Genomic DNA, 11758 nt, shown 5'->3' with positions numbered 1-11758 from the left:
ACCGTTCGCCGGGGGGACATCATGCAGGCAAAAGAGACCCTGTTCGCCGATCTCGTACAGGGCAGGGCCCAGCAGTTCCAGGTGCCGCTCTATCAGCGGACGTATTCCTGGACCGAGCGCCAGCTGGGACAGCTCTGGGCCGACATCCTGGAGCAGGCCGAGCTGCTGGAGTCGGGGGACAGCGCGAGCGCCCACTTCCTGGGCTCGGTCGTCCTCGCGCCTTCCCCGCAGAACGAGGCGACGTTCCCCCGATGGCTCGTCGTCGATGGCCAGCAGCGACTCACGACGCTGTCACTCGCTCTGGCCGCAATCCGCGACCACATCGCGGAAACTCAGCCGGACGAGGCCGAGCGCATCAACGAGGAATACCTGATCAACAAGCGCAAGAGCGGCACCGACCATTTCCGGCTGCTGCCGACGCAGGCCGACCGACCAGCGTTCGCCGCGCACATCCGTGGCCCGCTCGAAACTCCGGCCGGCGGCGGAAACGTCGGCACGGCCTACGGCTTCTTCCGCCGCAAACTCGTCGAAGCGGAGGACCCGGCCGCCCCGCAGGACGTGTTCCGCATCGAGCAGGCCCTCACCTCCCGGCTCACGCTGGTGGCGGTGACCGCCGAGCGCGGCGACAACGTCCACCGCATCTTCGAGTCCCTCAACAACACCGGCCTCAAGCTCAGCCAAGCCGACCTGCTGCGCAACTACCTGTTCATGCGGCTGCCCACGCGTGGTGAGCACGTCTACGAGACCTACTGGCTGCCGCTGCAGAACAGCCTCAGCAACGACGAACTCGAACAGCTCATGTGGCTTCAGTTGGTGCTGGGCGGGGACGACCGGGTGCGCCGCCAGGACCTCTACGCCTCTCAGCAACAGCACTTCGAGCGCCGCGAGATCACTGAGGCCGAGATCGAGGCGTACATCCGGGACTTGCGCCACCGCGGCGCGCTGTTCCGTCGGCTGCTCCACCCCGAGGAAGAGGCGGACCCCACCGTCCGCGCCCATCTGCGTCGTCTGGACACCTGGCAGGCCCAGGTCACCTACCCCGCTCTGATGCTGCTGATGGACCGGCGTGAGCGCGGGGAACTGGATTCCTCCGAAACCGTCCGAGCGTTGTCGTACATCGAGAGCTTCCTGGTGCGCCGGATGATCTGCCGGGTGCCGACGAACAACCTCAACCGGGTCTTCCAGGCCGTGCCCGGACAGCTACCGCGGGATATTCCCGTTGCCGACGGTCTGCATCAGCTGCTCTCCGCCGACAACCGCTTCTGGCCGGACGACGACGAGTTGCGCGGAAAGATCCGGACCGCCCCCTTCTACCAGTACGGGCGGTGGCATCAGCGCAAGATGGTGCTCCAGCGGCTGGAGGAGAGCTATGGGCACCCCGAGCCGGTGGACTTCGCCACCGCGCAGCTCACAATCGAGCACGTCCTGCCCCAGTCCGCCGGGGACGAGTGGATGCGGATGCTGCACGAGGACGCGACCGCCGCGGAGACCGCCGAGGACCTGCACGTGCAACTGCGGCACACACTCGGAAACCTGACACTCACGGCAGTCAACTCGGAGCTGTCCAACCACCCGTTCGAGCGCAAGCAGGACCTGCTGAAGAGCAGCCACCTGGAGATGAACCGACGTATCGCCGCCACCGAGCGGTGGGGCACCCAGGAGATCCTGACCCGCGCCGACGACCTTGCCGAGCGCGCGACCACTCTGTGGCCGGCCCCTCTGCGCGGAATCGGTCGGGCAGAGCGCAGCCGCGACTGGCAGCTGGCCCATCAGGTACTCGCAGCGCTCCCTCACGGCACTTGGACGTCCTACGGCGACCTTGCCGCATTTCTCGGTTCGGGCGCCCAGGCCGTGGGTAACCACCTGGCCGATACCCCGGGCGTGGCCAATGCGTACCGCGTGCTCACCTCCCAAGGCAAAGTCTCCGACGGGTTCCGCTGGACGTCCCCGGACGACGAAGGCGACGTCCGCGCCCGGTTGACCGCGGACGGCATCCGCTTCACGGTCAACGGTGCCGCCGATCCGGCGCAACGCGTCAATGCCGACGATCTCGCCCTCCTGCTCACCGGCGCTGCCGACACCGAGGCGGACGGCGAGGACGCGGCTCAGCGCACCGCACAAGGCCAGGGCGGGGAGACACGCGCCGACCGGTTCTTCCGTCAGCTCGCGGCAGATGACTCCCCCGAGACGGTGGCAGCGGTCCGTTCCCTCCTCCACCGCTGGGAGGAGGGCGGCGGATGGGTCGGCCACGGCGCCGGGCAGGTCACCACCAGCGCGTTCCTCATGCTCGGAGAGGCCGGGGCACCAGGCCGTGGCATCTGGCCGCTGACGCTCTACCCGGGCAGCGGGTGTGGCGGCACGGCGGAGGTGGTGTTCCAGCACCTGGCCGCGCGCGAGCCCTTCACGGACCGCGGGCTGCGCGCCGAACTCCTGGGGCGCCTCAACGAGCTGAAGGGCGTCGACATCTCCGAGGGAAAGCTGGCGCTGCGTCCCAGCTTCCGTCTTTCCCTCTTGGAGGAAGACCACAACCGCGAACTGCTTGCCGAGACACTCACGTGGTTCCGTCACTGCTGGGGCACCCGGGAGACGGCCTGAGGCGTCTCGCGTGGGCTTCAACGAACAGGCGGCTCTGACAGCCCCTTTCCGCACTGGGAACGCGATGGCGGGTCCGCCGCTCCGCAACATCGGCGACCTCTCGTGGTTGGCCGCCATCCCCGACGTCCGGCCCATTGCCATCGTCCGCTCAACCGGTGTTTGCAAGCTCCCCGCGTCCGGACTCAGGGCACGCAGGCACCGGGCCCGGCAACCGCGTGGCTACCGGGAGGTCGGGCCTCCGCCGGTGCTCCTCGGCCACGCGTGGACGATGCGGCAGCATGCCGAGCGGGCGTCATTCGAGCGTCAAGAGTTCTCGGCGCCACCACGACACTCATGCCGTCAGGACCGCGTACTCTCCCGAAACCGCAGGTCAAGGTGTCCACCACGGAGGAACCGTCCACTCCACCCGGTGCAGGTAGGCAAACAGGTCGAAGAAACCACTCGGCCCACAAACCTGCAGGTCAGGCGCCCTTGGTCGCCTTCTCCAGCACCACCACGCACTCCACATGATGCGTCATAGGAAACAAATCAAACGCCCGCATCCGCCGCGGTACATACCCCGCCTCCGCGAAGTACTTCAGGTCGCGGGCCAAGGCTGCCGGGTCGCAGGCGACGTAGGCGATGCGGCGGGGGGTGAGGGAGGCGAGGTGGGTGACGGTCTTTTTGCCGGCGCCGGCGCGGGGTGGGTCGAGGACGACGAGGTCGACGTCGGTGATGCCGGTGCGGGGGAGGATCTGGTCGACCTTGCCGAGTTCGATGCGTACGCGGTCGAGGTCCTGGAGGTTGTGGCGGGCGTCCTCGACGGCGCGCTTGCCGGATTCGATGCCGAGGACCGCGCCCTTGTCGCCGACGCGTTCGGCGAGGGCGCCGGCGAAGAGGCCGACGCCGCAGTACAGGTCAAGGGCCATATCGCCCTTCTTCGGCATCAGGCCCTGCATGACGGCCTCGACGAGGAGGTCGGCGGCCTTCGGGTGGACCTGCCAGAAGCCGCCGTTGCCGACCCGCCAGGTGCGGTCGGCGGCGCGCTCGCGGACGAAGGGGCGGCCGTGGACGCGGTGGACGCCGCCGTCCTTCTCGCCGATGCGCAGGACGGAGACCGGCTTGTCGAGTTCGACGATGGGGAGGCGGCCGCCGGGGCGCGGGGTGAGGATGACCTGACGGTCGTGGGAGCCGGTGGCGGCGATCGCCTCGACGGTGGCGATCTGGGGCCACTCGCGCTTCTCGATGCCGAGTTCGGAGACTCCCGGTGCGGCGATCATGCAGTGGGTGACCGGCTCGACGTCGTGGGAGCGGTGCTTGCGGAGCCCCGCGTGACCGTCGGCGTCGACGGCGTACTGGACACGGGTGCGCCAGGCGGGGACCTCGCCCTTGGCGACCTTGTCGCCGGGGGCGGGCTCGACCGTGCCGTCCCAGTGGGCGTCGTCCGGCGACAGCCCGGCCAGTCGTTCCAGCTGTTCGGCGATGACCGAGGCCTTCAGGCGGCGCTGGGCGCCGGGGGCGGCGTGCTGCCAGTCGCAGCCGCCGCACTTGCCGGGGCCGGAGAAGGGGCAGGGGGCCTCGACGCGGTCCTTGGAGGGGGTGAGGATGTCGACGGCGTCGGTGCGCAGGAAGCGGGCGCCCTCCTCGCCGTCGGTGACGCGGGCGATGACGCGCTCGCCGGGCAGGGCGTGCCGTACGAAGAGGACCTGGCCCTCGTCGTTGCGGGCGATGCAGTGGCCGCCGTGTGCGACCGGGCCGACCTCGACCTCGTACTCCTCGCCGACCAGCGATTTCTTCGGTTCTGCCTGCATGGCGGGAGGGCTCCTGAGGTGGGTGGTGCGGGGGTGGTACGGCGGGACGCCGACCGTCAAGTCTACGTCCCACCGTGTCATGCCCCGGCCCCGTGCCGTGACGGGGCCGTTCCGCGGCTCGCGCCTCGTCGGGGCGTGTGGTGGCCACCCGTAACTCGACGTGGCGTCCGTCCTGCCGCCCGTGCCTCCCCCGGTGTCCCGCCGAGCGGTGGGGCCCCTACTTCTTGGTGGCCGCCTTTTCCTTCTTCGGCTGGGTGACCGGACCACGGCGGACCGCACCCGGAGCGTTCCACTCCGCGCGCTTGCGGGCGCGCAGCTTGGCGGCCTCGGAGGAGTCCAGCTGCCAGGGCACGGAGGTGACCATGACGCCGGGGGTGAACAGGAGGCGGCCCTTGAGGCGCAGGGCGCTCTGGTTGTGGAGGAGGTGTTCGTACCAGTGGCCGACGACGTACTCCGGGATGTAGACGGAGACGGCGTCGCGCGGGCTCTCCCGGCGCAGTGACTTGACGTAGTCGATGATCGGCCGGGTGATCTCGCGGTACGGGGAGGCCAGGACCTTCAGCGGCACCTCGATGCCGCGGCGCTCCCACTCCTCCCGCAGGGCCTTGGTGTCGGCCTGGTCCACGTCCACGCTGACCGCTTCGAGGCTGTCGGAGCGCATCAGCTTGGCGTAGTTCAGGGCCCGCAGCGTGGGCTTGTGCACCTTGGAGACCAGGACGAGGGAGTGCACCCGGGAGGGGCGGACCACGTCGTCGTCGGGGGTGTCCTCGGCGGCGATCTCGTCGGCGACCCGGTCGTAGTGGCGGCGGATCGCGGACATCGTCACAAAGAAGATGACCATGCCGAGCAGCGCCACCCACGCGCCGTGGGTGAACTTCGTCAGGAGGACGACGACGAGGACGAGGCCGGTGAAGAAGGCGCCGAAGGCGTTGATGGCGCGGGAGCGGTGCATCCGGCGGCGCTTGGCCGGGTCGGTCTCGGTGAGCAGATGGCGGTTCCAGTGGCGGACCATGCCGGTCTGGCTGAGCGTGAACGAGACGAAGACGCCGACGATGTAGAGCTGGATGAGGCGGGTGGAGTCCGCGCCGTAGAGGTAGACGAGGATCGCGGCGGCGCCGGCCAGCAGGACGATGCCGTTGGAGAACGCCAGGCGGTCACCGCGGGTGTGCAGCTGGCGCGGCAGATAGCGGTCCTGGGCGAGGATCGAGCCGAGCAGCGGGAAGCCGTTGTAGGCGGTGTTGGCGGCGAGGAACAGCACCAGTGCGGTGGCGGCGGCCAGGATGATGAAGAGGAAGGAGCCGTTGCCGAAGACGGCGGAGGCTACCTGTGAGATGACCGGGTCCTGGGTGTAGCCGGCGCCGAGCGGCTTGCCGTGCTCGAACAGGTCCTTGGCGGGGACCTCCGCCATCCTGACGTGGGTGGCCATGGCCAGGCCGATGATGCCGCAGAACATGGTGACGGCCAGGCCGCCCATGAGGGCCAGGGTGGTGGCGGCGTTCTTGGACTTCGGCTTGCGGAAGGCCGGGACGCCGTTGGAGATCGCTTCGACGCCGGTGAGCGCGGCACAGCCGGAGGAGAAGGCCCGCAGCAGGAGGAAGACCAGGGCGAAGCCGGCCAGCCCGCCCTGTTCGGCGTGGATGGTGAAGTCGGCGGTGGGGGCCTTCATCGTGTCGCCCATGACGACGCCGCGGATCACACCCCAGATGATCATGATGAAGACGCCGGCCACGAAGACATAGGTCGGGATCGCGAAGAGCTTGCCCGATTCCCTGACGCCGCGCAGGTTCATCAGCGTCAGCAGCACGATGATGGCGATCGCGCACAGGGCCTTGTGCTCGACGACGAACGGGATCGCGGAGCCCAGGTTCTCCACTCCGGAGGAGATGGAGACCGCGACGGTCAGCACATAGTCGACGAGCAGTGCGCTGGCGACGGTGAGACCGGCCTTGGGACCGAGGTTGGTGTTGGCGACCTCGTAGTCACCGCCACCGCTCGGGTAGGCGTGCACGTTCTGCCGGTACGACGCGACGACGGTGAACATCAGCACCACGACCGCGACCGCGATCCAGGGGCTGAAGTTGTACGCAGACACACCCGCGACGGACAGGACAAGCAGCACCTCGCCCGGCGCATACGCCACGGAGGAAAGCGGGTCGGAGGCGAAGACAGGGAGTGCGATGCGCTTGGGAAGCAGGGTCTCCCCGAGCTTGTCGCTGCGCAGTGCGCGCCCGATCAAGATCCGTTTGGGCACGTCGGTCAGTTTGGACACGCAGAGGATGCTAAGCCTTCGTCAAGGTCTGCGCCCACCCGCTACCGGATCGGGTGGCTTCGACGGGCAGCACAGCGCGGCGAACCGGGCGCGTCTGCCCTGCTGAGGGCCCAGCACAGCCCGTCGCCTCCACAGGATCCGCACGTCGCGCGCACGTCACGGCTCCGACAGGCCGGCTCCGTGGCGTTCGTCACGTGGATGACCCGGCCCGTCACGCAGATGACCCGATCCGTCACGGGAACGGCGACGTCCGTCACGAAATGACGCTGCCCGTCACGCAGCGCGAGGCCCGAGTCGCCGTGAAGAGAGGTAAGGGGGCATGGCGTGGTCATAGGTGGGCGGTCATGGTGGGCGGTCATGCGTGGTCATGCGGAGGGGCGTGGAAGGCCGCTGCCTGCCGCAGTCACGCCTGCCGGGCGGCTCCGGCCCCGGTGCCGGCGGCTTCGGTGCCCGCGGGCCCGGTGGCGGCCGCTCCGGTGCCCGCGGCCCGTGGGCGCCGGGCGTGGAGATCGCCCAGTCCCTGCCGGGTGGCGACCAGCAGCACCCGGTCCTGCGGCCGCAGGACGTAGCCGTCACCGAGCTCGTGCACCAGATGTGCCGGCTCGCGCTCCGCGTCCGGCGGTGGCGCGGCGGCCGCGCCGTCCGTCTCCGGGTCGTCGGGCGCGGAGGTGTCGACCGCCAGCACCCGTAGCCGGCCCGGCCGGAGCACCTCGGCGACCGTACGGCCCTCCAGCGCCACATGGCCGCGTGCCTCGACCCGGGCGACCAGCAGCACCCGGCGCTCGACCGGAATGGCCCCGAGGATCTGGCGGCCCATCATCGCGCCGGCGAAGGCGGGCGCGGCGAGGTAGGTGACGCTCCGGCTGCGGGTCAGCGCACGCGGATGCGCGGCGCGCAGGGTGCGGTAGACGGCGGTGGCGAACCGGTCGTCGAACAGCCGCAGTGTCACCCGCAGCCGCGGCTTGACCGAGCGGGCGTAGAGGGCGGCCTCCAGGTTGGTGGTGTCCTCGCTGGTCAGGGCGAGCAGTGTGGCCGCGCGCTCGATCATCGCGGCTTCCAGGACACCTTCCTGGGTGACGTCGCCCAGTACGGTCGGCACCCGCAGCCGACGGGCCAGCGCGATGCCCCGCGCCTCCGGGTCCCCTTCGATGCACACCACGGGGATGCCCATCTCGTGCAGCCGCGCCAGCACCCGGGTGCCGACCTTGCCGAGGCCGAGCAGCACCACATGCCCCGACAGACCGCGAGGCGGGCGGCGCAGCGCCGAGGCGCTGCGGAAGGTGCCGAGCCCCTCGAACGCCGCCGCGACCAGCACCGGCAGCAGCAACAGCCCGGTCAGCCCGGACAGCAGCTGCAGCACCTTGCGGGGCGTCGGATCGTGGATCGCCGGGTCGTTGATCGCGAAGAGGTCCAGCAGTGAGAGATACGCGGCGTGCAGCGGATCCTCGCCGGTGGTCAGGGAGCCGGCGACGGCCAGCGCCAGCACCGCGCCGACGACCGCGGCCAGGGACCAGCGCAGCCGCCGGGAGAAGAGCGAGGCGAGCGGCGCGCCCCGGCCGCGCAGTCCACGGGGGCGCACCGGCCGCCCTGTGTAGGAGACGGTCTCCAGGACGACGGTTCCGCAGCCGACGGCGCCCGCGGCCGCGGCGTCGTCCGGCAGCAGCACGGGACCCTCGTCGCCGGCCGCCGAACTCGGTGCGTGCTCGGGGTCGTTGGCGGAGGCGGAGAGCAGCGCCAGGGTGCACAGCCCCGGATCGCCGGGCCGGCCCGGTGGCACCGGCGCACGCTCCACGGCCCGCAGCAGCAGCCCGTCCGCCTCGATGACCTTGCTGGTACCGGCGACCGCGGTGGCCGCCAGCGCGGGGGCCACGGTGTCGGCGTCGGAGAGCACGGTCGTGGAGGCATCGACGGCCTCCGCGTCCCCGCCGTCCTCGGAGCCCGGGGCGGCGACCGCCGCCGCCTGGTCGAGCAACTCCTCCAGATACTGGCCGAGTTTGCGGTTGTAGAGCCGGATGACCAGCCGCAGCCGGGGGTTGAGCCGGCGGGCCCGCAGTGCGGCGTGGATATTGAGCTCATCGTCGTCGTAGACCAGCGCCAGGGCGCCCGCCTCGACGATGCCCGCCTCGATCAGCGCCGTATCGTCCGGCTGCGACGCCTCCAGGAGCCGGACGGTCTCCTCCGACGGTTCCGCGCCGTCATCGAGGCCCTCGGACGGCAGCGGTGTCGTACGCGTCATCGCCGCCGACATCCGGCCCAGCAGCGCGGTGGCCCGGCCGAGCGCACGGGCCGGCGACGGGATGCGGGGGCGGTGCGGCTCCCGGGCGGAGGGGACGACGAGCGTCACCCGTTCGCCGTAGACGTCCCGGAGCTCGGCGGCGAGCCGATGCGCCAGCGCATCGTCGCCGCAGACCACCATGTGCGGGGTGCAGGAGCCCTGTTGGGGCTGGAGAGGCAGGTTGGGCACACCTCTTAGCGTGCCTTACGGGCGCCGCGCGGCGCAGCCCGGCGCGAGATGCCGTCGCGCGGACGGCGCAGATCCGCTTCCGACCACGGCCCACCGCGCCCCCTACCGGGAGCGTCATTACGGCTACGGTTGTACCGGACCACGGTGCGCCCAGCGCCTCCGCTGACGCGCCCGGTCCTGTCGCGAGCCGTGGCTTCGTGTCGCCGGTACTGGGAGAAGAAAGTAGTGAGCAGGGTGTTTGTGCAGGTCAGCGCGCTAGTACAGGGCACGGGGTAATCAGCATGCACATCGTCATCATGGGGTGCGGGCGCGTGGGCTCCGCGCTTGCGCAGACCCTGGAGAGCCAGGGTCACACCATCGCCGTGGTGGACCAGGACCCGACGGCGTTCCGTCGCCTGGGGTCGTCCTTCGGCGGCCGGCGGGTGACCGGCGTCGGTTTCGACCAGGACACCCTCCGCGAGGCCGGCATCGAGGAGGCAGGCGCGTTCGCGGCCGTCTCCAGCGGTGACAACTCCAACATCATCGCCGCCCGGGTGGCCCGTGAGATGTTCGGTGTCGAGAATGTCGCGGCCCGCATCTACGACCCGCGCCGCGCCGAGGTCTACCAGCGCCTCGGCATCCCGACCGTCGCCACCGTCCGCTGGACGGCCGACCAGATGCTGCGCCGGCTGCTGCCGTCGGGCGCCGAACCGCTGTGGCGGGACCCGAGCGGCGGCGTTCAGCTCGCCGAGGTGCACACCGCCCCCTCCTGGGTCGGACACAAGATCAGCACCCTCCAGGAGGAGACCGGCGTCCGCGTCGCCTTCCTCACCCGGCTGGGCGAAGCGATGCTGCCGACCTCGCAGACGGTGCTGCAGGAAGGCGATCTGGTGCATGTGATGATGCGCACCGACGAGGTCGAGAAGGTCGAAGCGGCATTCGCCACGGGTCCTGAAGGGGCGGACGCATGAGGGTCGCGATTGCGGGCGCCGGCGCGGTGGGCCGTTCCATCGCCGGCGAGCTGCTGGAGAACGGGCACGAGATCCTGCTGATCGACAAGGCGCCGACCGCCATCTCGGTCGAGCGGGTGCCGCTGGCGGAGTGGCTGCTGGCCGACGCCTGTGAGATCACCTCGCTCGACGAGGCGGCGCTGCAGCGCTGCAACGTCGTCATCGCGGCGACCGGCGACGACAAGGTCAACCTCGTCGTCTCGCTGCTCGCCAAGACGGAGTACGGCGTGCCCCGGGTCGTCGCCCGGGTCAACAACCCCAAGAACGAGTGGCTGTTCAACGAGTCCTGGGGCGTCGATGTCGCGGTCTCCACGCCGCGTCTGATGTCGGCCCTGGTCGAGGAGGCGGTGAGCGTCGGTGACCTGGTACGGCTGCTGCGCTTCAGCCACGGCGACGCCAACCTCGTCGAGCTGACGCTGCCCCCGGAGGCCGCGCTGGCCGGCACCCGGGTCGGCGATGTGGAGTGGCCCGAGGACACCTCCCTGGTGACGATCATCCGCGGTACCCGGGTGCTCACGCCCAACAAGGAAGACGCGCTGGAGGCCGGCGACGAGCTGCTGTTCGTCGCGGCCCAGTCGCGCGAGGAGCAGTTGGAGGACCTGCTGTCCGTGCGGCGCGAGGAGGCGTAGCGCCGGACCCCGGCAGCACCCGGCGGCCGTCCGCCGCCGGGGTCGCACCACCGGCCGTACGCAACGCCGGGGGCCCGGGAACCAAGCGGTTCCCGGGCCCCCGGCGTTGGTGTGTGCGTGTGCCGACCGCCGGTCCGTCAGCGGCGGTGGCGGGCCCGCCGCGGCCGCTCGTCGTCGGCCTCCGTCGCGGCCTCGGACGCCATCCCCTGGAAGAGGTCGTCGGCGACCCGGTCGAGCACCTCGCGCTCGCCGCGGCGCCGCTCCTCCGCCTCCTTCTCGGCCTTCTCCTTCGCCTCCATCTCGGCGAAGACGTCGATCGGCGCCGGCGCCTTCGCCAGGAAGATCCACGTGAGATAGACCGCGAGCAGGAACGGCGGGATCTTCAGCGCGATCAGCACCCAGCCGAGCTGGGTGGTGTCCGCCCACCAGTACAGCGGGAAGAGGATCGCGCACTTGGCGAAGAGGATCAGCCCCCAGGCCCAGCTGGCCTTGGCGTACGCCTTCTTCCGGCCCGGGTTGCGGGTGCGCCAGGAGAGGTTCTCCTTGAACACCGGCCCCAGGATCAGCCCGATCAGCGGGACACCAGCGAGCGTGGTGATCATGTACGCGAGGGCCAGTCCGAGGGTGTAGAGCATCCCCGGCAGGTAGAAGTCCTTGGCGTTGCCCGTCATCATCGCGAAGACCACGCCGAAGGCCACCCCGAAGACGCCGCTGAAGGCGTGCTTGACGGTGTCCCTGCGGATCAGGCGGACCGCCGCCAGCACCAGCGAGACGGCCAGCGCGGCGATCGCCGAGATGTGCAGGTCCTTGTTGATCGTGAAGATCGTGACGAACAGCAGGCCGGGGACCACGGTCTCCACCATGCCGCGTACGCCGCCGAACGCCTCGAACAGCGCCGCCTCGGTCACCTTCCTGCTGTCGGCGGCTCCTTGGGCGCCCGGGTCGGGCGAGTCGGTCGGTGGGCCTGCGGAGGCATCGGGGTCGGCATCCGCGTCAGTGGTCGGTCGGTCGTGAGACGTCAC

General features: G+C 70.5%; 7 protein-coding genes. 3 read left to right on the top strand and 4 right to left on the bottom strand.

Annotated elements, in window-relative coordinates:
• Positions 1–21: 21 nt before the first annotated feature.
• A complete protein-coding gene (locus ACGFWI_RS00155; protein WP_393903606.1) occupies positions 22–2595 on the top strand; it encodes a DUF262 domain-containing protein in 2574 nt (857 codons plus the stop codon).
• A gap of 461 nt (positions 2596–3056) precedes the next feature.
• On the opposite strand, the gene ACGFWI_RS00150 is transcribed toward ACGFWI_RS00155, so the two are convergent.
• From ACGFWI_RS00150 to ACGFWI_RS00140, 3 genes are all read right to left on the bottom strand, one after another.
• Positions 3057–4385: a class I SAM-dependent RNA methyltransferase gene (locus ACGFWI_RS00150; protein ID WP_393903605.1), complete on the bottom strand. Its 1329-nt coding sequence runs from the start codon at positions 4383–4385 to the stop codon at positions 3057–3059.
• Between the two features lie 217 nt (positions 4386–4602).
• Positions 4603–6654, bottom strand: a complete 2052-nt coding sequence (locus tag ACGFWI_RS00145; RefSeq protein WP_393903604.1) for an APC family permease — start codon at positions 6652–6654, stop codon at positions 4603–4605.
• A 403-nt stretch (positions 6655–7057) separates the two neighbouring features.
• Positions 7058–9070, bottom strand: a complete 2013-nt coding sequence (locus ACGFWI_RS00140) for an NAD-binding protein (RefSeq protein WP_393903984.1) — start codon at positions 9068–9070, stop codon at positions 7058–7060.
• Between the two features lie 329 nt (positions 9071–9399).
• Between ACGFWI_RS00140 and ACGFWI_RS00135 the strand changes: the two genes are divergently transcribed.
• Positions 9400–10068, top strand: a complete 669-nt coding sequence (locus ACGFWI_RS00135) for a potassium channel family protein (protein WP_393903603.1) — start codon at positions 9400–9402, stop codon at positions 10066–10068.
• Entirely contained in the window at positions 10065–10736 is a 672-nt protein-coding gene (locus ACGFWI_RS00130) for a potassium channel family protein (RefSeq protein ID WP_393903602.1), read from the top strand. The genes ACGFWI_RS00135 and ACGFWI_RS00130 overlap by 4 nt, the downstream gene beginning before the upstream one ends.
• Positions 10737–10873: 137 nt before the next feature.
• Here ACGFWI_RS00130 and ACGFWI_RS00125 read toward each other — a convergent pair whose 3' ends face one another.
• The gene (locus ACGFWI_RS00125) at positions 10874–11758 is read right to left on the bottom strand and encodes a DUF3159 domain-containing protein (protein WP_393903601.1); all 885 of its coding nucleotides are present in this window, start codon (positions 11756–11758) and stop codon (positions 10874–10876) included.

Origin of the sequence: Streptomyces sp. NPDC048434, assembly GCF_043200375.1 — a bacterium.
Classification (GTDB): domain Bacteria; phylum Actinomycetota; class Actinomycetes; order Streptomycetales; family Streptomycetaceae; genus Streptomyces.
Note: the sequence above shows the minus strand (reverse complement) of the source record. Positions and strands in the feature narration are given on the sequence as shown.